Source organism: Ramlibacter sp. (assembly GCF_013697775.1).
Lineage (GTDB): Bacteria > Pseudomonadota > Gammaproteobacteria > Burkholderiales > Burkholderiaceae_C > Ramlibacter.
In genome coordinates this window covers 1-21,264 of sequence record NZ_JACCWG010000309.1, presented here as the reverse complement: position 1 = coordinate 21,264, position 21,264 = coordinate 1, and the positions used below count along the sequence as shown (strand labels likewise).

The 21,264-nt window shown below is 70.1% G+C and carries 23 protein-coding genes; 10 read left to right on the top strand and 13 right to left on the bottom strand.

The window, feature by feature from the left end:
• The coding region (locus tag H0U68_RS15520; protein ID WP_296357164.1) for an MBL fold metallo-hydrolase at window positions 1–277 on the bottom strand (277 nt) is incomplete at its 3' end.
• A gap of 108 nt (window positions 278–385) precedes the next feature.
• Here H0U68_RS15520 and H0U68_RS15515 point away from each other — a divergent pair.
• Window positions 386–3,217, top strand: coding sequence for a PAS domain S-box protein (locus H0U68_RS15515; RefSeq protein WP_296357162.1), 2,832 nt, complete (start codon window positions 386–388; stop codon window positions 3,215–3,217).
• Between the two features lie 91 nt (window positions 3,218–3,308).
• Here the strand turns inward: H0U68_RS15515 and H0U68_RS15510 are convergent, their stop codons facing one another.
• On the bottom strand, window positions 3,309–3,710 hold the full coding sequence (locus tag H0U68_RS15510) for a hypothetical protein (RefSeq protein ID WP_296357160.1): 402 nt from the start codon (window positions 3,708–3,710) through the stop codon (window positions 3,309–3,311).
• Between the two features lie 273 nt (window positions 3,711–3,983).
• On the opposite strand from H0U68_RS15510, the gene H0U68_RS15505 reads away from it, so the two are divergent.
• Window positions 3,984–4,274 (top strand): hypothetical protein, encoded by a 291-nt coding sequence (locus H0U68_RS15505; RefSeq protein ID WP_296357158.1) that lies wholly within the window; start codon window positions 3,984–3,986, stop codon window positions 4,272–4,274.
• Window positions 4,275–4,292: 18 nt separating this feature from the next.
• Here the strand turns inward: H0U68_RS15505 and H0U68_RS15500 are convergent, their stop codons facing one another.
• Window positions 4,293–5,552 carry a CaiB/BaiF CoA-transferase family protein gene (locus H0U68_RS15500; protein WP_296357156.1) on the bottom strand — a complete coding sequence of 420 codons (1,260 nt, stop codon included), beginning with the start codon at window positions 5,550–5,552 and terminating at the stop codon, window positions 4,293–4,295.
• A 90-nt stretch (window positions 5,553–5,642) separates the two neighbouring features.
• Between H0U68_RS15500 and arfB the strand changes: the two genes are divergently transcribed.
• Window positions 5,643–6,041: an alternative ribosome rescue aminoacyl-tRNA hydrolase ArfB gene (gene arfB / locus H0U68_RS15495; protein WP_296357154.1), complete on the top strand. Its 399-nt coding sequence runs from the start codon at window positions 5,643–5,645 to the stop codon at window positions 6,039–6,041.
• 15 nt (window positions 6,042–6,056) lie between these two features.
• Here the strand turns inward: arfB and H0U68_RS15490 are convergent, their stop codons facing one another.
• Window positions 6,057–6,674, bottom strand: a complete 618-nt coding sequence (locus H0U68_RS15490) for a DUF938 domain-containing protein (protein ID WP_296357152.1) — start codon at window positions 6,672–6,674, stop codon at window positions 6,057–6,059.
• Between the two features lie 70 nt (window positions 6,675–6,744).
• On the opposite strand from H0U68_RS15490, the gene H0U68_RS15485 reads away from it, so the two are divergent.
• Complete coding sequence (locus tag H0U68_RS15485) at window positions 6,745–7,950, top strand: hypothetical protein (RefSeq protein WP_296357150.1); 1,206 nt, start codon at window positions 6,745–6,747, stop codon at window positions 7,948–7,950.
• A 23-nt stretch (window positions 7,951–7,973) separates the two neighbouring features.
• Here the strand turns inward: H0U68_RS15485 and H0U68_RS15480 are convergent, their stop codons facing one another.
• From H0U68_RS15480 to H0U68_RS15470, 3 genes are read right to left on the bottom strand one after another with little or no spacing between them, the layout of a single operon-like run.
• Window positions 7,974–9,053 carry a 3-deoxy-7-phosphoheptulonate synthase gene (locus H0U68_RS15480; protein ID WP_296357148.1) on the bottom strand — a complete coding sequence of 360 codons (1,080 nt, stop codon included), beginning with the start codon at window positions 9,051–9,053 and terminating at the stop codon, window positions 7,974–7,976.
• 41 nt (window positions 9,054–9,094) lie between these two features.
• The gene (locus tag H0U68_RS15475) at window positions 9,095–9,994 is read right to left on the bottom strand and encodes an aspartyl/asparaginyl beta-hydroxylase domain-containing protein (protein WP_296357147.1); all 900 of its coding nucleotides are present in this window, start codon (window positions 9,992–9,994) and stop codon (window positions 9,095–9,097) included.
• A gap of 38 nt (window positions 9,995–10,032) precedes the next feature.
• Window positions 10,033–10,980 (bottom strand): LysR family transcriptional regulator, encoded by a 948-nt coding sequence (locus H0U68_RS15470; RefSeq protein WP_296357145.1) that lies wholly within the window; start codon window positions 10,978–10,980, stop codon window positions 10,033–10,035.
• Between the two features lie 94 nt (window positions 10,981–11,074).
• Between H0U68_RS15470 and H0U68_RS15465 the strand changes: the two genes are divergently transcribed.
• From H0U68_RS15465 to H0U68_RS15455, 3 genes are all read left to right on the top strand, one after another.
• A complete protein-coding gene (locus tag H0U68_RS15465; RefSeq protein WP_296357142.1) occupies window positions 11,075–12,031 on the top strand; it encodes a hydroxymethylglutaryl-CoA lyase in 957 nt (318 codons plus the stop codon).
• Entirely contained in the window at window positions 12,028–13,242 is a 1,215-nt protein-coding gene (locus H0U68_RS15460) for a CaiB/BaiF CoA-transferase family protein (protein ID WP_296357140.1), read from the top strand. The genes H0U68_RS15465 and H0U68_RS15460 overlap by 4 nt, the downstream gene beginning before the upstream one ends.
• A gap of 75 nt (window positions 13,243–13,317) precedes the next feature.
• Entirely contained in the window at window positions 13,318–14,304 is a 987-nt protein-coding gene (locus H0U68_RS15455; protein ID WP_296357138.1) for a tripartite tricarboxylate transporter substrate binding protein, read from the top strand.
• A gap of 74 nt (window positions 14,305–14,378) precedes the next feature.
• Here the strand turns inward: H0U68_RS15455 and H0U68_RS15450 are convergent, their stop codons facing one another.
• Both H0U68_RS15450 and H0U68_RS15445 read right to left on the bottom strand, forming a co-directional pair.
• Window positions 14,379–14,861 (bottom strand): glycine zipper domain-containing protein, encoded by a 483-nt coding sequence (locus H0U68_RS15450; protein WP_296357136.1) that lies wholly within the window; start codon window positions 14,859–14,861, stop codon window positions 14,379–14,381.
• A gap of 171 nt (window positions 14,862–15,032) precedes the next feature.
• Window positions 15,033–15,695, bottom strand: a complete 663-nt coding sequence (locus tag H0U68_RS15445; protein ID WP_296357135.1) for a protocatechuate 3,4-dioxygenase — start codon at window positions 15,693–15,695, stop codon at window positions 15,033–15,035.
• Between the two features lie 37 nt (window positions 15,696–15,732).
• Between H0U68_RS15445 and H0U68_RS15440 the strand changes: the two genes are divergently transcribed.
• Window positions 15,733–16,269 (top strand): MOSC domain-containing protein, encoded by a 537-nt coding sequence (locus H0U68_RS15440; RefSeq protein ID WP_296357132.1) that lies wholly within the window; start codon window positions 15,733–15,735, stop codon window positions 16,267–16,269.
• 13 nt (window positions 16,270–16,282) lie between these two features.
• Here H0U68_RS15440 and H0U68_RS15435 read toward each other — a convergent pair whose 3' ends face one another.
• Window positions 16,283–16,618, bottom strand: a complete 336-nt coding sequence (locus H0U68_RS15435) for a hypothetical protein (protein WP_296357130.1) — start codon at window positions 16,616–16,618, stop codon at window positions 16,283–16,285.
• Window positions 16,619–16,773: 155 nt separating this feature from the next.
• Entirely contained in the window at window positions 16,774–18,771 is a 1,998-nt protein-coding gene (ftsH, locus tag H0U68_RS15430; protein ID WP_296357128.1) for an ATP-dependent zinc metalloprotease FtsH, read from the bottom strand.
• A gap of 58 nt (window positions 18,772–18,829) precedes the next feature.
• Here ftsH and H0U68_RS15425 point away from each other — a divergent pair, with 58 nt between their 5' ends.
• Entirely contained in the window at window positions 18,830–19,129 is a 300-nt protein-coding gene (locus H0U68_RS15425; RefSeq protein WP_296357126.1) for a hypothetical protein, read from the top strand.
• A gap of 18 nt (window positions 19,130–19,147) precedes the next feature.
• Here H0U68_RS15425 and H0U68_RS15420 read toward each other — a convergent pair whose 3' ends face one another.
• Window positions 19,148–19,882 carry an AraC family transcriptional regulator gene (locus tag H0U68_RS15420; RefSeq protein ID WP_296357124.1) on the bottom strand — a complete coding sequence of 245 codons (735 nt, stop codon included), beginning with the start codon at window positions 19,880–19,882 and terminating at the stop codon, window positions 19,148–19,150.
• 124 nt (window positions 19,883–20,006) lie between these two features.
• On the opposite strand from H0U68_RS15420, the gene H0U68_RS15415 reads away from it, so the two are divergent.
• Entirely contained in the window at window positions 20,007–20,906 is a 900-nt protein-coding gene (locus H0U68_RS15415; RefSeq protein ID WP_296357122.1) for an NAD-dependent epimerase/dehydratase family protein, read from the top strand.
• 18 nt (window positions 20,907–20,924) lie between these two features.
• On the opposite strand, the gene H0U68_RS15410 is transcribed toward H0U68_RS15415, so the two are convergent.
• On the bottom strand, window positions 20,925–21,264 hold a 340-nt coding region (locus tag H0U68_RS15410), incomplete at its 5' end, for a LysR substrate-binding domain-containing protein (RefSeq protein ID WP_296357121.1).

The window sequence follows — 21,264 nt, the reverse complement described above, 5'->3', positions numbered from 1 at the left end:
GCGGCAGCAGGTCGATCCAGAACTGGTCGCCCGGATGCGGCCCGGTGATCGGCAGCTTGAGCTGCTCGGCCAGTTCGGCGGTGGCGCCCGCATGGTCGATGTGCGCATGCGTGAGCCAGATCTGCTCGAGCGTGACGCCCAGCTTCGCGGCGGCGTCGACCAGCACGTCGATGTCGCCACCCGGATCGATGATCGCCGCGCGGCGCGTGTCTTCGTCCCAGACGATGGAACAGTTCTGCGCGAAGGCGGTGACGGGGATGGTTTGGTAGCGGAGCATGGCTCCAAGGTTAACCTGTGGCCGTAGGCAAATCGCTTAAGTCCACGCCGTGCCTCTTGCGTATTCTGTTGCTTTCCGTACGGCGGCGCCGTCGTGTCAAACAGCTTCATGAACAGCAACATGCCGCAATCGTGCCCCGCCGCGGAGGTGTCCCGCCTGCAGGCAAGCTTGCTGGCGGCGCAGGCCGCCCTTGCGGACTCGCTCGCGGCGAACGACCTGCTGCAGGCCACTCTGGATGCCAGCTCGGACGCCATTCTGGCCATTCGCCCGGATGGGTCGATTTTCTTCAACGTGCGCGCCGCGGACATCTGGGGCGTGCCCGAGGAGCATGCGCGCAGCATCGATGCGCAGACCATTCGGGAGCTGATCGCCTCGCGCCTGGCGGATCCCCAGGCGTACTGGAACCTGATCAGGACGCTCGAGGAGCGGCCGGGCGACAACACCCGCGCGCTCATTGAGTTCAAGGACGGCAGGATCTTCGAGCGCCTGGCGCGCCAGCAGTTTTCCCGTGAAAGGCCACAGGGGCATGTGATCGCCTGGCGGGAGGTCACCCGGCAGGTGCTGCACGAGCGCGCGATGGCATTCAACGGCCGCGTGCTGGACAACTCTCCGCCGATGCTCTGGATCCAGCGGGACACCGCGAAGATCACTTATGCCAATCCGGCGATGTGCCAGCACCTGGGCTATTCGCTCGAGGAGCTGTTGCAGCTGTCCATGCAACAGTTGCGCATGGCGCTGCGGCCGGAGCAAAAGCAACTGCTGCTGGAGGAGACGGCGGCCGGGCGCATCACCCGGCTGGAGCTCACCCACCGGCGCAAGGACGGCGCCGTACGCGATGTGGAGCTGGCCGTCTTTCTCACCGAACAGGACGGCAGCGCCGTCTACGTCGTCAACCTGAAGGACATCTCGCAGGAAAAGGCGGCGCGGCGCGAAAAGGAGTGCCAGCAGCAGCTGCTCAAGGCCATCGTCGACTCGATGAGCGACGGGGTTTACTACAAGGACCTGCAGGGACGCTACCTGGGATGCAATCGCGCGTATGCCGAGCATGCCGGCCTGCGCCAGGAGGAGGTCGCCGGCAAGACCGTGGACGAGATGCCTTTCACGCCCGACCGGATCGCGCGGATCCGGCAGCGCGACGAGCACGTGCTGCAGACGCTGCAGCCGGACCGGGGGGAGTACTGGGTGGAGTCCGTCCATGACGGCAGGCGCCGCCTGTTCGAAAGTGTCGTCACGCCCTTGTGCGACGACCAGGGCACGCCGATCGGCGTGCTGAGCAGCGGACGGGACATCACCGACCGCAAGCAGGTGGAAGAGGAGCTGCGTGCGGCCAAGGAAGACGCCGAGGAGGCCACCCGCGCCAAGTCGGAATTCCTGGCCAACATGAGCCACGAGATCCGCACGCCGATGAACGCGATCATCGGCCTGTCGCATCTGAGCCTGAAGACGGAGCTCACGCCCAGGCAGCGCGACTACATCGAAAAGGTCCAGGCCGCCGGCCAGCACCTGCTGCGGGTGATCAACGACATCCTCGATCTGTCCAAGGTGGAAGCCGGCAAGCTGGACCTGGAATTCGTGGAGTTCGACGTCGCGCAGCTTCTAGAAACCACCTGCAGCCTGATCGGCAGCGTCGCGCAGCAAAAAGGGCTTGCTTTGCTGGTGGAACTGGATCCCCGCGTGCCGCGCCGCCTGATCGGCGACCCCATCCGGCTCGGGCAAGTCCTGCTGAACCTGGCCAACAACGCGGTCAAGTTCACCGAAGCGGGCGAGGTGGCCATCTGTGTCCGCCCGCTGGAAGCCGACGAGGCGGAAACGGTGCTGGAGTTTCGCGTGCGCGACAGCGGAATCGGCCTCACGGGCGAGCAGATGGGCAGGCTGTTCCGCAATTTCTCGCAGGCCGACGGCTCCACCACGCGCCGCTTCGGCGGCACCGGCCTGGGCCTGGCGATCAGCAAGAGGCTGGCCGAGCTGATGGGCGGCACCGCGGGCGTGGAAAGCGAGCTGGGCCGCGGCAGCTCGTTCTGGTTCACCGCGCGCGTGGGGCTAGCGCGCCAGCGTGCGCAGGAGCTGGTCGAGGCTGACCAGGGCAGCAGCGGCCCGGGGCCGGAGCAAGGCGATGCACTGCCGCCCGGACTGGCCGCGATCCGCGGGGCGCGGATCCTGCTGGTGGAGGACAACGACATCAACCAGATGGTCGCCCAGGCGCTCCTGGAGGACGCCGGCCTGAAGGTGGACATCGCCGAGAACGGCGCGGTAGCCCTGCAGAAGGTGCGCACCGGCGGCTACGACCTCGTCTTCATGGACATGCAGATGCCGGTGATGGACGGGCTCACAGCCACCCGCGAGCTGCGCAAGATCGCCGGCCTGGACAGGCTGCCCATCGTGGCGATGACGGCAAATGCGATGGAGCAGGATTTGCGCAGCTGCCTGGAAGCGGGCATGAACGACACCGTCATCAAGCCGATCGACCCGGCCGCGGTGTGGACCGCGCTGCTGCGCTGGATCGCGCCGCTGCAGCCGATCGCGGCGGCCGTGCCTGCGCGCGCCGGTGCCGGGCAGGGTCCGGCCACTCCGTTCTGCTGCATCGCCGGCCTGGACGTGTCCCGCGGCCTGGCCGTGAGCTGCGGCAACGAGAAGCTCTATCGCACCATCGCGGCCCGATTCGCCCACAGCCAGGCCAACGTGCCGGCACAGGTGCACGACGCACTCGCGGGCGGCGACATGGTGGCCGCCGGGCGGCTGGCGCACACCCTGAAGTCGGCCGCGGCGAATATCGGCGCGGGCGAGGTGCAGCGGCTGGCCGCCAGCCTCGAGGAGGCGCTGCGCACATCAGAGCCGCTCATGGTCGTGCAGGACCGCCTGCGCGCGCTGGAGCCGTCCCTGGCCGAGCTGGTGGGCGCCATCCGCCAGCGCCTGCGCCAGCCGGCCGCTGAACCGGCGTGAACGGCGGAGCCATTTAGCGCGTGCTACAAAAAAGGCCCTGCATGCAGGGCCTTCTTCACGTGCGGCGCGCGCGCCGCTGCTGTCGAGTTGATCAGCGTGCGGGGGCCGGCACCACCACCACGGTGTCGCCGGTGCGCCCACGCTGGCCGGTCGCGCCGGTGTCGCCCGTGGTGCCGGTCGCGCCGGTGTCGCCCGTCGAACCGGTGGCACCGGTCGCGCCCGCGCCACCGGTGGCTCCCGTGGCGCCCGTGCTACCGGTGTAGCCGGTGCTGCCGGTCGATCCCGTGCTGCCCGTGCTGCCGGTATTGCCGGTATTGCCCGTCATGCCGGTGGTGCCTGTTGTGCCGGCAGCACCCGTGGCGCCGGGCGTGCCTGCCGGGCCGGGGACGGGAACGTTGGTCACCACCGGGGGGGCGACAACGACATCGCGCTGGCAGGCCACCAGCGTGAGGGCGAGCGAGGAAGCGACCAGAACCATAGCATACGTTTTCATGTTGAAGCTTTATTCAGCGACTGCTCGCCCCCTGGAAAAATTTACAAGCGGCGCAGTACGAAGGCAAGAATAGGCACGGCTCAACCGTTCGTCTGTGCGTTGCCGTACATCGCCTTTGGAGCTGCCGAATGCAGAATTCCCGTGCGCTCCGTGAGGAATGAAGAACACGTCGCGCGCTCTTTCGGAGCGGCAGTTGCTGGCGAATCTCTGGTCTGTTTCCCCGGCGCTTCGCCGACTCGATGGCTGCCGCTCCACCCAACCCCAAGGCACCGCATGACGCTGAGCGATCCTGGTCCGCACCAAGTGCTTTGGGCCGCAGCCATGCTGCTGGTGGGCGTGAACGCCGCTGTTTGCATCACGGTGGCGCGCAGCGGAATTTTCAGCCGCGCACAAATCGTGGCACAAGCGGTCCTGGTATGGACCGTGCCCGTGCTGGGGGCGGCCCTCGTCGGCACCTTTCTTTGGGCGCAGCGCAGTCCAAGCCTGCGTCGTACTTCGACGGAACCCATGCAATCGGCAGGCCTGGGAGACGGCTCGCTCGATGGCGATGGCCATGCGCCATGAAGACGCCGCACGCCAACATCACGCCGCGCCCCCGCCCACGATGCCCCGGTCCTTCAACGCCTGGATCTGCCGCGGCGTGAGGCCGATCTCGCGCAGCACGGCGTCGGAATCCTGGCCCAGTGCGGGCGCGTTGCGCCGGTGGCCGCCGGGCGTGCGCGAGAGCTTGGGCACCACGCCCGGCACGGCCAGCAGGCTGCCGTCGTCCATGCGCACCTGCGCCAGCATGCCGCGCGCGGCGTAGTGCGGGTCGGCCGCAATGTCGGCCACGGTGTAGATGCGCCCGGCGGGCACCGAGGCCGCGGCCAGCGCCTGCAGCACCGCGTCGACGCCGTGCTGCGCCGTCCATGCGCCGATGGCCGCATCCAGCTCGGCCGCGCGCACGACGCGGCCGGCGTTGTCGGCCAGCGCGGGGTCGGCCGCCAGGTCGGGCCGGCCGATCAGCGCCATCAGCCGGCGGAAGATGCTGTCGCCGTTGCCGGCGATAAGCGCGTGGCTGCCGTCCGCGCAGCGGTAGGCGTTGGTCGGCGCGATGCCGGGCAGGGCGCTGCCGGCCGCGCCGCGCACCGCGCCGAAGGCGCTGTACTCGGGCAGCAGGCTTTCCATGCAGTTGAACACCGCTTCGTACAGCGCCACGTCGATCACCTGGCCCTCGCCGGTGGCGTGGCGGTGCTGCAGCGCCAGCAGGATGCCGATCACGCCGTGCAGCGCGGCCAGCGTGTCGCCGATGCTGACGCCCACGCGCACCGGCACCCGCCCCGGCTCGCCGGTAAGGTGGCGCAGCCCGCCCATGGCCTCGGCCACGATGCCGAAGCCGGGCCGGTCGCGGTACGGCCCGGTCTGGCCGTAGCCGCTGATGCGCAGCACGATCAGGCGCGGGTTGCGCTCCAGCAAGGTGTCGGGGCCCAGGCCCCAGCGTTCCATCGCGCCGGGGCGGAAGTTCTCGATCAGCACGTCGGCCTCGGCGGCCAGCGTGCGCACGATCTCCTGGCCCGCGGGGTCGCGCAAGTCGAGCGCCAGCGAGCGCTTGTTGCGCGACTGCACCTGCCACCAGACCGAGGTGCCGTCCTTCAGCAGCCGCCAGTTGCGCAGCGGGTCCCCGGCCGCGGGCGGTTCGATCTTGACGACCTCGGCGCCGAAATCGGCCAGCGTCTTGGCGGCGAACGGCCCGGCGATGAGTTGGCCGAGTTCGAGGACCTTGAGGCCGCTGAGCGCCGCTGGAGCGGCGCTCAGCGCGGATGATGATGATGTTGTCGGGTTGTTGTCTGTCGCGAAAGCCATGGCGCGAAGTCTCCGCCGGATGGCGCGCGGCGTCCATGTGCGCTTGGCGCGGGCGGTCCTCGCGTCGCGCGAAGGCCGCACAATGCCGCCATGCGGATCACCGTCCCCGAGCATGAGATCGAGTTCAGCGCCATCCGCGCCCAGGGGCCGGGCGGGCAGAACGTCAACAAGGTATCGAACGCGGTGCACCTGCGCTTCGACATCCGGGCCTCGTCGCTGCCGGCGCACGTCAAGCACAAGCTGCTGGCGCAGCGCGACCAGCGCATCACCAAGGAGGGGGTGGTCGTCATCAAGGCGCAGGCGGCGCGCAGCCTGGAGCAGAACCGCGCCGACGCGATGGCGCGTCTGGCCGAGATGGTGGACGCGGCCGCGCACGTGCAGCCGCCGCGCAAGCCCACCAAGCCGACCTTCGGCTCCAAGCAGCGGCGGCTGAAAGCCAAGTCCGTGCGCGCGCAGGTGAAGGCCGCGCGCGGCAACGAACCGGTGTAAGCCGGCGCGCCTTGCTCAGGCTTCGAACACCAGCAGCAGGTTGTTCGCCGGCAGGGCATGGCGCTCGCGCAGCGCAAGGCCGGCGCGCCGGGCTTCATCCGCCACGTCTTCCAGGCGGCGAATGCCCCAGGAGGGATCGCGCGCGCGCAGGCTCTCGTCGAACGCCAGGTTGCCTGGCGCGGGCGGCACGCCGTCCTCGAAATACGGGCCATAGGTGACCAGCAGTCCGCCCGGTGCCAGGTGGCGCGCCGCGCCGCGCATCAACCCGGAGCAGGTGGCCCACGGCGCGATGTGCAGCATGTTGGCGCAGTAGACCGCATCTAACGGCTGCGCGAACGCTGGCGCGGGCGGCGCCGGCCATTGCGGCGCGAGCACGTCCAGCCGCAGCGGCGGCAGCACGTTCGCCAAGCCAGCCTGCGCGCTGCGGGCGGTGATCGCGGGGAACAGGTCCGACTCCATGTCGGTGGGCTGCCAGGTCCAGCCCGCGAAGGCCGCCGCGAAGAACACCGCATGCTGGCCGGTGCCGCAGGCGATCTCCAGCGCGGCGCCGCGCGTGCCGAACACGCAGCGCAGCACCTCCAGGATCGGCTCCTTGTTGCGGTCGGCGGCGGGGCTGTGGGGCAGGTCGGGCATCGTCTTCTCCAGCTCATGCATTCGCGGCACAATGCGCGCGCGGCCATCATCCGTCAAAGAGGAGGGAACAATGTACACAATCAACTTCGCCAACAGCAGCACGGCCATCGCCAGCCCGTGGGTCACCTTCGTGCAGGCCACCGAGGTCGTGAGCGGCACCACCCAGCTGGTCGGCCCGGCGCTGGCCGCCACCGGCGGCAACGGCGTCGGCGCGCTGGCGAACGGCACCTCGTACAGCCTGGCGGCCATCGGCAACACCGTGTCCATGGGCCCGACCGACTGGCAGGGCCACATGTACGTCAGCGACAGCGCGCTCACGCTGCCCACCTCGGGCAGCCTGCCGGTGGACGCGGCCTACACCATCACCAGCGACACGGCGCGCTACCAGTACCTGGAGTTCGCGGGCTCGGCCACCAGCGCCAACGTCGACATCACCTACATCAACTGGTATTCGATTCCGCTGCAAATGAGCAGCACCACGGCGCAGGCCTCGCAGACGCGCGGCGCGCCGCTGTCGCAAGCCGCGCTGTCGGCCATGCCGCAGACCCTGGCCGGGCTCACCGGCAGCAGCTCGGTGACGACGGTGAAGAATTCCAGCGGCGACCTCGTGCGCGTGATCAGCCCCAATGCGGGCAACCCGTCATGGCTGCCGCTGTACGCGAGCTTCCAGAACTATCTCACCAGCGTCTTCATCGATTCGGCGCAGACGATTCCGATCGACAACAGCTACAGCGGCATCGGCAACCCGCCGTCGCCGGACTTTCAGCCGCAGGACTACCAGGTGACTTCGGCCACGTACAACGGCCAGACCCTCGCCATCAAAGGCACGTCGAGCCTGCTGGGCGACTTCACCATGACTTCGCCCATGGTGTGGCCGCGGTTCAACGCGGTGATCTACCTGGCGGTGATGAACTACGCCTGGTCGTACAGCGGCAGCCAGTCCATCCCGGCCGCGTCCAACGCGAACGGCAACACCGGCGACAACAACGTGTTCTCCGCCGTCTCGCGCGACCTGATGGCGGGCTTCGCTTACGGCTTCGTCGGCAGCGTGCAATACGGCGCGCAGCCCAGCTCGGCCTGGATGGCTGCGCCCACCACCGAGGTGTTCAGCGCGATCCAGCCCGCCAACGCGTACTACAACCCCTGGGCCAACGCGATCGCCGCGGCCTTCACCGACGTCTACACCTTCCCGTTCAACGACTTCCTGGCCAGCGCGGTGCCGGAGCTGGGCGTGAACGACGGCGACACGCTGACGGTGACCTTGCTGAACGCCTGAAGCGGGCGGACAGGCGCGCGCGGCTAGCGCCCGCGCACCACCGCCTGCGCGAGCTCGTCGATCACCGCGGCGGTGTCGTCCCAGCCGATGCAGCCGTCGGTGATCGACACGCCCGGGCGCAGCGGCACGCCGGGCTGGAGGTCCTGCTTGCCCGGGTTGAGGTGGCTCTCCACCATCAGCCCCAGGATGCGGCGCTCGCCGCCCGCGACCTGGGCCGCGACGTCGCGCGCGGCCGGAATCTGGCGCTGCGGGTCCTTCATGGAGTTGGCGTGCGAGCAGTCCACCATCACGCGCGGATTCACGCCGGCCTTGTCCAGCACGGCGCAGGCCTGCGCCACGTGTTCGGCCGAAAAGTTCGGCCCGCGCGAGCCGCCGCGCAGGATCACGTGGCTGTCGGGGTTGCCCTCGGTCTCGAAGATCGCCACCTGCCCCATCTTGGTCATGCCCATGAAGGCGTGCGAGGCGCGCGCCGCCACCAGCGCATCGGCGGCGACCTGCACGCCCCCGTCGGTGCCGTTCTTGAACCCCAGCGGGCAGCTCAGACCGGAGGCCAGCTGCCGGTGGCTGGGGCTCTCGGTTGTGCGCGCGCCGATGGCGCCCCAGGCGATCAGGTCGGAGATGTACTGCGGCGACAGCAGGTCCAGGAACTCGGTGGCCACCGGCAGGCCCAGTTTGTTCACGTCCAGCAGCAGCCGGCGCGCCAGGCGCAGTCCTTCGTTGATGCGAAAGCTGCCGTCCAGCGACGGGTCGTTGATGAAGCCCTTCCAGCCCACCGTGGTGCGCGGCTTTTCGAAGTACACACGCATCACCAGCAGCAGTTCGTCGCGCACGGTGTCGGCCAGCGCGCGCAGGCGGCGCGCGTATTCCATGGCTTCATCGGCGTTGTGGATCGAGCAGGGGCCCACCACCACCAGAAGGCGCCGGTCCTCGCCCTGCACGATGCGCGCGATGGCCCGGCGATCGGCGGCAACCGCCTGCTCCACGCCGGCGTCGGCGGGCAGTTCGTCCTGCAGCAAGGCGGGGGAGATCAGTGGGCGGACGCGGCGGATCCGCACGTCGTCCAGCGAGGTCGCGCGTTCGCGCTCTTCGTCGAAAGGGTTCATGGCGCTGGCATTGTGACAGCGCGATTCCGTAGTCCGCGTGCTCAGGCCCAGATCACCAGCGCCACCACCGCCACGACCAGCAGCAGCTTGGTCAGCTTGTAGACGGTGGGGTTCCACTGCTTGAAGCGGCGGCGCTGCTGGCCGGCATAAAACGACACCAGGAACAGCTTGCTGATGAAGCCGGTGCGGTCGCCCGCCTCGTTGGGCGAGGCGGCCGCGCTCATCACGCGGCGCGCCAGGAAGCGGTTGAACGCCTGCGCCCAGCGAAAGCGCATCGGCCGCTCCAGGTCGCACAGCAGGATCAGGCGCGGCTGGTCGGTGTCGTTGCGCACCCAGTGCATGTAGGTCTCGTCGAACACCACGCCCTGGCCGTCGCGCCAGCTGTACATCTCGCCGTCCACGTAGATGCGGCAGCGGTCGTCGTTGGGCGTGGCCAACCCCAGGTGGTAGCGCAGCGACCCCGCGAACGGGTCGCGGTGCGGGTTGAGCTTGCTGCCCGGCGGCAGCTCGGCGAACAGCGCCGCCTTCACCGACGGCGCGTCGCGCAGCAGCGCCACCGTCTTCGGGCACAGGCGCGCGGCGGAGCCGGGGTCCACGTCGTACCACTTCAGGTAGAAGCGCTTCCAGCCCTCCTTGAAGAAGCTGTTGAAGCCGGCGTCGTCGTTCTTCTCCGAAGCCTTGAGGGCGCGCAGCGCGATCAGCGCCTCGGCCTCGTCGCGGATGGTTTCCCAGTTCGCTTCCAGCATCTTCAGGTCGGGCCAGGCCTCCACCGGCGGGTAGGGCCGCGTGGACACGCGCGAGAACGCGTAGATCAGCACGTTGAGCGGCGCGACGAAGGCCGAATGGTCGAAGATTTGGCGCGTCCAGCGATGGCGCACCCGGCCGCGGTAATGCACCCACGCGATGGAGGCCGCATAGATGGCGATGATGAGCCACTTCATGGAAGACGGTGCTGCTGGACGGAGGACAACCCGACAGTCTAAGACGCCGCGTCCTGTCGCGCTGGTTTGTCCGATGGCCGGGCGGCGCTGCCGGTGCTGGCGGCCAGGTGCTCCATCAGCAGCTGGGCCGCGGGCGAGAGCAACTGTTCGTCGCGAAAACAGATGATGAAGCGGCGCTCGGCCCAGGGCTCGGCCAGCGCCACCAGCTGCAGGCCGTGGGCGGCGGCGCTCGGCTCGGCCACCTCGCGCGGCACCAGGCTCACCGCCAGACCGGCGCGCACCACGCGCAGCGCCGCCTCGAAATTGGTCACCACCACGCGGTGGCGCAGCGTGCGGTTGCGCGCCGCGGCATGGCGCTGCAGCATCACCTGCACGGCGCTGTTCACCGGCAGGCTCACGTGCTCGTAGTCCAGCGTCTGCGCAAAACGCAGCGACGGCAGCGCGGCCAGCGGGTGGCCCCGCGGCACCACCACGCACAGGCGGTCGCTGCGATAAGGGCGCCACTGCAGCGCGCCCATGTCGGCCGCGTCCCAGCACACGCCGAGCGAGGCATGGCCCTCGCGCACGCCGCGCACGATGTCAGGGCTGATGCGCTCTTCCATGTCGACCTGGATGGTGCGGTGCGCCGGCTGCTGCAGGAAAGCGGCGACGTCGTCGGCCAGCGACTCGGCCATGGCGGATACGGAAGCCAGGATGCGGACCTGGCCACGCGCGCCGGTGGCGAAGTTCTGCATGTCGCTTTCGATGCGCGCCGCGCTGTCGAGCATGGCGCGGGCGTGCTCCAGCAGCGTGTTGCCGGCGGCCGTGGGAACCACGCCATGGCGCTTGCGCACCAACAGGCGGGTGCCGACCTGGTCTTCCAGCTGGGCCAGCCGCTTGCTGATGGCCGAGCCCACGATGCTGGCGCGCTCGCCGGCGCGCGCGATATTGCCGAGCTCGCACACGGAAACGAACAGGCGCAGGGTGGTCAGGTCGAGGTCACGCACAAGGAGGCATTCCCCAAGAAAGGCATTCCCAAATGGAACGGGTTGGTTCTCACATGGAGAAGACATGTCCGTTTGGAAATTCTAAACTTGCTGCATGCCCTCCATTCTTGCTTCCATGCCCCAACGGGCCGTCATCCGCGAAGTCGGCCCGCGCGACGGCCTGCAGATCCTGCAGCGCGTCGTGCCCACCGCCACCAAGCTGGCCTGGATTCGCGGCGCCTACGACGCCGGCCAGCGCGAAATCGAGGTCGGCTCCTTCGTGCCGGCGCGCCTCATGCCGCAGCTGGCCGACACTGCCGAGGTGCTGGCCTTTGCCAAGACATTGCCCGGGCTGACCGCCTCGGTGCTGGTGCCCAACCTCAAGGGCGCCGAGCGCGCCATCGCCGAAGAAGCCGACCTGCTGCTGGTGCCGCTGTCGGCCAGCCACGCGCACAGCCTGGCCAACCTGCGCAAGACGCCCGACGAGGTGGTGGCCGAACTCGGCCGCATCCGCGCGGCGCGCGACGCCGCCGGTTCGCGCACGCGCATCGAGGTGGGCATGAGCACCGCGCTGGGCTGCACCATCCAGGGCGAGGTGAAGTCCTCGGAGGTGGTGCGCCTGGTGCAGGCCGCGCTGGACGCCGGCGTGGAAAGCATCAGCGTGGCCGACACGGTGGGCTATGCCGACCCGGCCATGGTGGCGCGCCTGTTCGAGCAGGTGCTGAAGGTGGCGGGCGACCGTTTCCACACCGCGCACTTCCACGACACGCGCGGCCTGGGCCTGGCCAACTGCATGGCGGCGCTGCAGATGGGCATCCGCAAGCTCGACGCCTGCCTGGGCGGGCTGGGCGGCTGCCCGCACGCGCCCGGCGCATCCGGCAACGTGGCCACCGAAGACCTGGCGTACATGCTGGCCAGCATGGGCGTGGAGACCGGCCTGGACTTCGACAAGCTGATCGCGCTGCGCGGCCAGCTGGCCGGCTGGCTGGAAGGCGAGACGCTGCACGGCTCGCTGTGGCGCGCCGGGCTGCCACGCACCATGCGCCCCCAGCCCGAAGAGGTGTCCGCATGAGCGGAGAAGGTGCGCTGCAGGGCGAAGTGCCCCAGCCGCTGAAGGGCCTGCGCGTCGTCGAATTCACCCACATGGTGATGGGGCCGACCTGCGGCATGGTGCTGGCCGACATGGGCGCCGAGGTCATCAAGGTCGAGCCGGTGGACGGCGACCGCACGCGCCACCTGCTGGGCGCGGGCTCGGGCTTTTTCCCGATGTTCAACCGCAACAAGAAGAGCATCGCGCTGGACCTGCGTAGCCCCGAAGGCGCGCGCATCGCGCGCGAACTCTGCGCCAGCGCCGACGTGGTGGCCGAGAACTTCAAGCCCGGCACCATGGCGAAATACGGGCTGGACCACGCGTCGCTCTCCAAGACCAACGACCGGCTGATCTACATCAGCCTCAAGGGCTTTTTGCCCGGTCCCTACGACAACCGCACCGCGCTGGACGAGGTGGTGCAGATGATGGGCGGGCTGGCCTACATGACCGGGCGCCCGGGCGACCCGCTGCGCGCGGGCACCAGCGTCAACGACATCATGGGCGGCATGTTCGGCGCCATCGGCGCGCTGGGCGCGCTGGTTCAGCGCGGCATCACCGGCAAGGGGATGGAAGTGCAGAGCGCGCTGTTCGAGAACAACGTGTTCCTGGTCGGCCAGCACATGCTGCAGTACGCCATCACCGGCCTGCCGGCCGCGCCGATGCCCGAGCGCATCTCCGCCTGGGGCGTGTACGACGTGTTCAACGTCAAGGACGGCGAGCAGATCTTTCTTGCCGCGGTGAGCGACGCGCAGTGGCGCACCTTCTGCGACGCGCTGGGTTTCGCCGACCTGCATGCCGAACCGGCCTACGCCACCAACAACGACCGCGTGCGCGAACGCGCGCGCCTCATGCCCGAGCTGCGCGCGCGCCTTGCCGCCTGGAGCGCGGCGGACCTGTCGGCCGTGTTCGAGCAGCGCGGCCTTCCGTTCGCGCCGATCCGCAGGCCCGAGGAACTGTTCGACGACCCGCACCTGCAGGCCACCGGCGGCCTGGCCGACGTGCGCCTGACCGACGGCCCGAAGGCCGGCGAGACCGCCAAGGCCACGCTGCTGCCCATCACCATGGCCGGCGAGCGCCTGGGCGTGCGCCTGCACCCGCCGGAGATGGGCGCGCACACGGCCGAACTGCTGCATGGCCTGGGCTACACCGACGGCGACGTCGAGGCGCTGCGCACCCGCGGCGTGGTCGCCTGAACGGTTGCATCGCGAACCTTCGCTTTCCGTGTTTCCGCTTTCCGTTTCCCTTCCTCAAAAATCATGGAGACAAACATGACATCTCTTCGCCACCCACTCTCCCGCCGCACCGTGCTGGCCGGCTCGGCCGCAACGCTCGCCGCCGGCCTCTGGCCGCTGGCCGTCCAAGCGGACGGCACGGTGAAATTCATCCTGCCGAACGCCACCGGCTCCGGCGTGGACACCATCACGCGCGCCGCGCAGCCGGCGCTGGGCAAGGCGCTCGGCGCCTCGGTGGTGGTGGACAACCAGCCCGGCGCGGGCGGCGTGGTCGGCCTGCAGGCGCTGGCGCGCTCGGCGCCCGACGGCACCACCTTGTCGATGGTGTCGAACAACGTGGTGATCTTCCCAAGCGTGCTGAAGTCGCTGCCGTTCGACATGCCGAACGACTTCACGCCCATCGCCGTGGTCGGCGCCACGCCGATGGTGCTGGTGGTGAACCCGAGCAAGATATCCGCCACCAATGCCAAGGACTTCATCGCGCAGCTGAAGGCCAAGCCGGGCGCGTACAACTTCGCCTCGGGCGGCAACGGCACCATCCTGCACCTGGCCTCCGAGCTGGTGCTGGACCAGGCCGGCGCCACCGCCAAGCACATCCCCTACAAGGGCGTGGGCCCGATGGTCACCGACATGCTGAGCGGCCAGGTGGACTTCGGCACCGCCGCGCTGCCCAGCCTGCAGGCGCACATCAAGAGCGGCGCGCTGCGCCCGATCGGCATGCTGACCGCGCAGCGCGTTGCCGCCGCACCCGAGATCCCGACCTTCGCCGAACAGGGCATGCCCAACTTCTCGGTGGAAGCATGGTTCGCGGTGATCGGCCCGAAGAACATGCAGCCCGCGCAGGTGAAGAAGGTGCACGACGCGGTGGTGCAGGCATTCGCCGACCCCGCGGTGAAGGAAGCCATGGCCAAGCAGGGCAACACCATCGCCATCAGCACGCCGCAGGAAGCGCAGGCCGCGTTCAAGCGCGAGCTGGCGAAGTACGCGGCGCTGGTGAAGAAGGTGGGACTCGAGCCGCAATAAAAATGGGCCGCGAGGCGGCCCATTTGGTTCGATGCTGCGCGCATGGGCAAGCCCTTGCGCGCCTTCAGCTCGGCTTAGCGCCCGTCGCCGTCCGAGTCGCCCGGAATGGCGCGCTCGACGGTGTTGCTCACGCGCTCCCAGCCGTCGCGCGTGGCGTGCTTGGCGTGTTCCCACTCCAGCGAGGACTTGCCGCGCGTGCTGGCCCAGTTGCGGCCCAGTTCCGGCTCGACGTCGTCGAACGAGCGGCTTGCGCCGTGGCGCGAGTACGACTCCGCGCCATAGCGGTACGCAGGCGCGTACTCGTCATAGCTGGTGCCGCTGCGCACGTACGGGCGGCTCGTGTGGTTGTCGCGCCAGTACGCGTCTTCGATGGCCGGGTCGGCCTTCCTGCCGGCCAGGGCACCAGCCACCGCACCGATGGCGGCACCCACTGCCGCGCCGACCGGACCGGTCACGCCGCCGACCATCGCGCCCGCAGCGGCTCCGCCAGCGACGCCGCCGGCCACACCGCCCACCACGGCACCGGTGGCGGTGCTCTTCGTCTTGTCTTCGTTCATGTCTTCTCCTTGTGAATGCCCGGCCGCAGCGCGAAGCCGCGTACCGGGCTGTTGAAGAACTCCAGCTTTGCTGGAGACGGGTTGATTTCCGCCTAGTTCGGCCGTGGCGGCGGCAAGCCCAGGTCGCAGGCGCTTGTCGGCCGTCTTCGACTCAGCCGCGCCGCGGTGCGCTCAAGCGTCGACGACGATCGGAAAGCGCGCCTGCAATCCATCGGGCCCGGCGCTGAAGGGCACCGTCACCACGGCCCGGTCCTGCGGCTGCAGCCGGCGCCAGACGCCGTCGCTCTCGTTGCGCGGATCGCCCTGCACGTACAGCTGCGTGGTCAGCAGTTCGCGCTGCCCCAGCTTCACCTTGAAGTGCACGTGCGGCGTGCGGCCGGCGTACGCCACCGGCCGGATGGTGCGAAAGCGGTAGGCGCCGCCGGCGCCGGCGGTCACGCGGCCGAAGCCCTGGAACGCGGGGTCGGCACGGCCGCCGTCGCCCGGGTGGTGGTAGTGGCCGGCGTCGTCGCATTGCCAGATCTCCACCTGCGCGCCGGCCACCGGCTTGCCACGCAAGTCGAGCACCTGGCCGCTAACCCATGCAGGCTGGCCCTGCGCGTAGTGCCGGGCGCCGTTGCGCAGCAGGTCGAAGTCGCTGTCGCCGGGCAGCGCCACGGGATAGAACGGGCCTTCGGTCTGCGCCGGCGTGCGCCGCAGCGGCGCGGCAGGCGCGGGCTGTGCAATGCTCCAGCTGGCGGGGAACACGACCAGCGCCGCGGCCGCACTGCGGCGCGACAGCAGCGGACGCGAACGTGCGTGGGGGCGCGAAGAGTGCGAAGGATCGGCGGCCATGGCGTTCTCCGGTGGTCGGTCGCACGATACTCCCACCATGCAGACGATTCGCGATCTCCACACGCCGCCAAACGTCGCTGGGCGCATCGATGCCATCGTGGTGCGCAGCGCATGGCGCACGCCGGCGCGCAGCATCGCCCACACGGTCGCGCTGGCAGGCATCGGCCTGGCCGACGACCGGCTGGGCCAGCGCGCCGCAGCGTCTACAGCGGCGCGGCAGGTCACGCTGATCCAGGCCGAGCACCTCGCCGTCATCGCGCGGCTGGCGCGCGTGGACGCAATCGATCCGGTGCGCCTGCGGCGCAACCTGGTGGTGTCGGGGATCAACCTGGTGGCGCTGCGCAACGTCCAGGTGCGGGTGGGCGACGCCGTGCTCGAAATCGTCGGGCCGTGCCACCCCTGTTCGCGCATGGAAGAGGAGATCGGCCCCGGCGGCTATGCCGCGATGCGCGGCCACGGCGGCATGGTGGCGCGCATCCTCACGGCAGGCGCGATCCGCGTCGGCGATGAAGTGCGCGCCACCGATGCAGCGCGCACTGCTGCCGCGGCACCGGCCCAGCCCGGCTTGTTCTAGCCGGGCATTGGCATCAGGCTGGCGAATCGGCCTGGATCTGCTTTTTCAGGCTGGACAGCGCGTCGTGCGCGCGCTGCACGGCCTGCTGGACCTGCGGGTCGACTTGGCTGCCGGCGTTCTTGCAGGCCTGCTTGGCACGGTCGGCGCTCTGCTCGAGCTGCAGCACGGCCTGGCGCAGCGTGTTCTCGTCGGACGCGCCGGACTGCTTGGCCTGGCGCGCCTGCTGGTGCAGTGCGTCGACGGCCTGGCGCAGTTCGTCGGGGACAGAGCCAGCCTGCACGGCGCGCTTGGCTTCATCCGCGCTTTCCTCGGCACGGTCGATGGCTTGCTTGAGTTCCTGGGTGTTCATACTGCTGCTGCTCCTTGGTGGCGTCGCGCAGGATGGCGCGAAGCCGCCATTACAGGGGCCCTCCTGCGCGTGCGACGCGGGACCGCCGAACCTGTGCGCGTGGGAGGCTCCCTACAGGCGCGGGGCACTGCTATGCCCTACGCCACGGAACAGGCTCAGCGCAGTGGCCGCCCTTCCAGCAGCGGCGCCGGCGGCAGCCCGGTGGCGTCCAGGATGTCCTGCTCCGACAGCGTCTCGGTCTTCAGCAGCGCCGCCACCAACGCGTCGAGCGCGCCGCGGTGTTCGCGCAGCAGGCGCTTGGCGTCCTCGTGGCAGCCGTTGATGATGCGCTGCACCTCCGCGTCGATCAGCGCCGCGGTCTGCTCGCTGAACGGCTTGTCGCCGCCGCCGTAGCCGGACGAGCCGCGCAGGAAGGCGTTGTCGCGCGGCGCCAGCTGCACCATGCCGAGCACGTCGCTCATGCCCCAGCGCGTGACCATGTTGCGCGCCAGCTGCGTGGCCTGCTCGATGTCGTTTTCCGCGCCGGTGGTGCGCGTGCCGTACACCACCTCCTCGGCCGCGCGTCCGCCCAGCATGCCGACGATGCGCGCGCGCAGGTAGGCCTCGGGATAGTTGTAGCGGTCGGTCTGCGGCCGCTGGTAGGTCACGCCCAGCGCCTGGCCGCGCGGCACGATGCTCACGCGGTGCACCGGGTCGGCGCCCGCCACCACCAGCCCCAACACGGCGTGGCCGCCCTCGTGGTAGGCGATGCGCTCGCGGTCCTCGGGGCCCAGCAGCAGCGGCCGCTCGGGGCCGAGCACGATTTTTTCCAGCGCGTCCAGGAAATCCTTGTGCTTGACCGAATCCTCGCTGCGGCGCGCGGCCAGCAGCGCGGCCTCGTTGGCCAGGTTCTTCAGGTCCGCGCCCGAGAAGCCCGGCGTTGCCTGCGCCAGCTCGTCCAGGTTGACGTCGGCGTGCAGCGGCACCTTGCGCACGTGCACGCGCAGGATGGCTTCGCGCCCGGCCTTGTCCGGCAGGTTGACCACCACGCGGCGGTCGAAGCGGCCGGGCCGCAGCAGCGCGCGGTCCAGCACGTCGGGCGTGTTGGTGGCGGCCAGCACGATGATGCCTTCGCGGCCGCTGAAGCCGTCCATCTCGGTCAGGATCTGCTGCAGCGTCTGCTCCTGCTCGCTGTTGCCGCCGATGGAGATCTGCCCGCGCGCGCGGCCGATGGCGTCGATCTCGTCGATGAAGATGATGGCGGGCGCGCTCTCGCGCGCCTGCTTGAACAGGTCGCGCACGCGCGCCGCGCCCACGCCGACGATCATCTCCACGAACTCCGCCGCGCTCATCGAGAAAAAGGGCACGCCGGCTTCGCCGGCCACCGCCTTGGCCAGCAGCGTCTTGCCGGTGCCCGGCGAGCCGATCAGCAGCACGCCCTTGGGGGCGCTTCCGCCCAGGCGCGTGTACTTCTCCGGCGCCTTCAGGAAGTCGACGATCTCCACCAGCTCGGCCTCGGCCTCGTCGATGCCGGCCACGTCGTTGAAGGTGATGCGGTTGTCGGGGTCGGCCCCGGCGTCGTAGCGCTTGGCCTTGCTGCGCCCGATGCCCAGCACGCCGCCGCCCATGCCGCCGCCCTGCGAAGCGCGGCGGTACATCCACACATAGAAGCCGATGATGAGCAGCGCCGGACCGAAGTACAGGAAGGTGCTGAACAGGCCACCCTGCTGCAGCGGCACGGCGCTGATCTCCACGCCGTGCCGCACCAGGAAGGACTCCAGGTCGCGGTCGAAGAAGGCGGGCAGCTCGGTGTTGAAGTACAGCGAGGTGCGCGACGGCGGCAGCAACCGCCGGTCGAGCGCGTTGCGCTGCGGTGCCGAGGCCGCCTGCTTGGCCTCTTGCGCCGTCGGCCAGGTCACGGCCGCCTTGAAGCGGCCCTCGATGGCAGTGCCCCGGCTGTAGATGGCGGTGACGTTGTCGCCGCCCGCTTGTTCGCGGAACACGGTGTAGGGCACGGTGACCGGCGCGTTGGGCTGCGGGAACAGGTAGTTCACCAGCAGGTAGTTGACGACCAGGATGAGGAAGAACCACGGCCAGTATTTGCGCGGCGGCATGGACCCGAAGCCGCGCTTGCGCGGCAGTGCCGGGTCGGATGGGGGTTTGGGGCCGTTCATGCAGGGATCATGCCGCGAAGCCGGGACGCGCGGGTGCGCCTGGCCGTATGCTGGCAGCATGGACGAAGACATCGAAGCGCTGCGCACGGAGGTGCGCCACCTGATCGCGATGCATGCGGCGTCCTACGTCGCCATCACCTCGCTGGTTGCGACGCACCCGAACCCGACGCAGTTCCACCTGCACCTGGTCGCGGCGCTGGAAGGCATCCTGTCGTCCGACCGCGTGGCCAAGTGGCCGGACGACCAGAAGGAGATCGTGCGCCGCGTGGTGGAAACCTTCCAGGGCGTGAAGACGGCCGCGCCCATCGATCCGCTGGCGGCGGAGATGGGCGAGCGCGATCCGCGGCGCGGGAGATAAGGACGCCGCCTTCTTTCCTCAGGCCAGCCGCTTGAGCCAGCGCGCCATGTGGCTCTGGTGTGCGAAGCCGGCGGCCAGCGCCGCCTGTGCCGGCGCAAGCTCGCCCTGCGCCAGCAGCTCGCGCGCGCGTTCGGTGCGGCGCATCACCACGTAGCGGTGGACCGGCATGCCCTGCGCCGCCTTGAAGCGGCGCTGCAATTGCGCGCGGCTCATGCCCGCGACGCGGCCGAGCTGATCCAGCGCCAGGTTGCCGTCCAGGTGCAGCGCGATGTACTGCAGCACCGGCTGCAGATCGCCCTGTGCGGCGGTGCCAGCCCGTCCCGGGGCCAGCAGCTGCAGCACCCGCTGCGCCAGCGCCGTGGCAACGCCGCGCGCGAACAGGCCGTCGCCGGCACCGCCGGCCTCCAGCGCCAGCGCGAGGTGCGCGAGCTGCCGGTCGCGCAACAGGTGGCGGGGCGCGTCGCAGGGCGATGCGGGCAGCCCGCTGGCCTGCGCCACCTGATCCACCAGTGCGGCAGGAATGCGGATCTCCAGCGTGGCGCTGGCCACGCTGGCGCCGAAGCCGCCCTCGGTGGTCGCGGGAATCCAGTCGATGTCGCCGCGCACGCGGGTGAACGGCCGCTGCGTGGCGCGGCAGATGGTCGGGGTGCTGCCGCTCAGGTGCAAGGCCAGCCGATGCTGCGCAATGGGCGGCAGGCGCAGCCCGCCCGGCGGGTTGCGCTGTCGCGCGAGCTGGATGTCGAGGAGGGGCATGTGGAGCATGGCGGCATGCTAGCGCGCACGGGAAAGCCCGCGGCGCACGGGTGATTGCGCCGAACGTGCGCGCGGCCGAGCCGATCGTGAGCGACGCGCGTGCGTGCGCGCATTCCAATGCCGCATGACCGACACAACACACATCGTCCTCGGCGCCGGCCCCACCGGCAGCCGCACCGCCCAGCTGCTAGCCGACGCCGGCGAGCACGTGCTGCTGGCTTCGCGGCGCGGCGGCACACCGGCGCACGCGCGCATTCGCCACGTGGCGCAGGACGCCACCGACGCGCAGGGGCTGACGCGCCTGTTCGACGGCGCCGCCACCGTGATCAACTGCACCATGCCACCCTACGACCGCTGGCCCGAGGAGTTCCCGCCGATCGCCGATGCGGTGTTGCGCGCGGTGCGCGGGACCGGCACGCGCCTGTTGACGCTGGGCAACGTCTACGGCTACGGCCAGCCGGCAGGCAACTTCACCGAAGACCTGCCGATGCGGCCGGTTGCCGTGAAGGGGCATGTGCGGGCACGCATGTGGCTGGACGCCCTGGACTCGGGCGCCACCGTGGCAGAAGTGCGCGCGAGCGACTACTTCGGCAAGGGTGCGGTTTCGGTCTTCACCCTGCAGGTGTTGCCGCAGATCCTGGCGGGCGGCGCCGCGCGCTACACCGGCGACGTGGATCTGCCGCACAGCTGGAGCTACGTTGGCGACGTGGCGCGCACGCTGGCCGCCGTGGCCCGCCGCGAGGACACCTGGGGCCGCGCCTGGCACGTGCCGTCGCACGACCTTACCTTGCGTGAGCTGGCCCGCGCCGCGGCGCGGCTGGCCGGCCGCCCCGCGCCGGAGCTGGCCGGCATGGACTTCGACGAACTGCTGGCGTTCGCCGCGTCCGGCTCCATGCAACGCGAGCTGCTGGAAATGCGCTACATGTTCTACGAGCAGCGCCTGATCGAGGCGCGCGACACCACCCGGCTGCTGGGGATCGCGCCGGCGCCGCTGGAGGAGGCGCTGCGCGACATGCTGTTCTGAACCGGTGACGCCCCGCGCTCAGTCCGGCGCGCGGTACTCCGCCAGGACCGCCGCCATGTGGTCGATGAAGGCCCGCGCGCGCGCCGGCACGTACAGGCCCGCGGCGTGCACCGCATGGATGGCGGCGTCGGCGAAGGTCCACCGCGGCAGCACCTGCACCAGTTCGCCACGCGCGATCGCCTGCGCCGCGACGAAATCCGCGGTGGCGGCGATGCCGAACCCCGCCACCGCGGCCACGTGGCTGGCCAGCACGTCGTTGGCCTGCAGCCGGCAGTCCAGGTCCACCGTCACCGCGCCGCCTGGCCCGTGCAGCTGCCAGCTGGCGCCGCCGGCCATCGGCGTGAGGTTCAGGCAGCGG

Coding starts and splice junctions, on each gene's coding strand:
- H0U68_RS15515 (WP_296357162.1), top strand. CDS start 386: ATGAACAGCAACATGCCGCAATCGTGCCCCGCCGCGGAGGTGTCCCGC.
- H0U68_RS15510 (WP_296357160.1), bottom strand. CDS start 3,710: ATGAAAACGTATGCTATGGTTCTGGTCGCTTCCTCGCTCGCCCTCACG.
- H0U68_RS15505 (WP_296357158.1), top strand. CDS start 3,984: ATGACGCTGAGCGATCCTGGTCCGCACCAAGTGCTTTGGGCCGCAGCC.
- H0U68_RS15500 (WP_296357156.1), bottom strand. CDS start 5,552: ATGGCTTTCGCGACAGACAACAACCCGACAACATCATCATCATCCGCG.
- arfB (WP_296357154.1), top strand. CDS start 5,643: ATGCGGATCACCGTCCCCGAGCATGAGATCGAGTTCAGCGCCATCCGC.
- H0U68_RS15490 (WP_296357152.1), bottom strand. CDS start 6,674: ATGCCCGACCTGCCCCACAGCCCCGCCGCCGACCGCAACAAGGAGCCG.
- H0U68_RS15485 (WP_296357150.1), top strand. CDS start 6,745: ATGTACACAATCAACTTCGCCAACAGCAGCACGGCCATCGCCAGCCCG.
- H0U68_RS15480 (WP_296357148.1), bottom strand. CDS start 9,053: ATGAACCCTTTCGACGAAGAGCGCGAACGCGCGACCTCGCTGGACGAC.
- H0U68_RS15475 (WP_296357147.1), bottom strand. CDS start 9,994: ATGAAGTGGCTCATCATCGCCATCTATGCGGCCTCCATCGCGTGGGTG.
- H0U68_RS15465 (WP_296357142.1), top strand. CDS start 11,075: ATGCCCTCCATTCTTGCTTCCATGCCCCAACGGGCCGTCATCCGCGAA.
- H0U68_RS15460 (WP_296357140.1), top strand. CDS start 12,028: ATGAGCGGAGAAGGTGCGCTGCAGGGCGAAGTGCCCCAGCCGCTGAAG.
- H0U68_RS15455 (WP_296357138.1), top strand. CDS start 13,318: ATGACATCTCTTCGCCACCCACTCTCCCGCCGCACCGTGCTGGCCGGC.
- H0U68_RS15450 (WP_296357136.1), bottom strand. CDS start 14,861: ATGAACGAAGACAAGACGAAGAGCACCGCCACCGGTGCCGTGGTGGGC.
- H0U68_RS15445 (WP_296357135.1), bottom strand. CDS start 15,695: ATGGCCGCCGATCCTTCGCACTCTTCGCGCCCCCACGCACGTTCGCGT.
- H0U68_RS15440 (WP_296357132.1), top strand. CDS start 15,733: ATGCAGACGATTCGCGATCTCCACACGCCGCCAAACGTCGCTGGGCGC.
- H0U68_RS15435 (WP_296357130.1), bottom strand. CDS start 16,618: ATGAACACCCAGGAACTCAAGCAAGCCATCGACCGTGCCGAGGAAAGC.
- ftsH (WP_296357128.1), bottom strand. CDS start 18,771: ATGAACGGCCCCAAACCCCCATCCGACCCGGCACTGCCGCGCAAGCGC.
- H0U68_RS15425 (WP_296357126.1), top strand. CDS start 18,830: ATGGACGAAGACATCGAAGCGCTGCGCACGGAGGTGCGCCACCTGATC.
- H0U68_RS15420 (WP_296357124.1), bottom strand. CDS start 19,882: ATGCCCCTCCTCGACATCCAGCTCGCGCGACAGCGCAACCCGCCGGGC.
- H0U68_RS15415 (WP_296357122.1), top strand. CDS start 20,007: ATGACCGACACAACACACATCGTCCTCGGCGCCGGCCCCACCGGCAGC.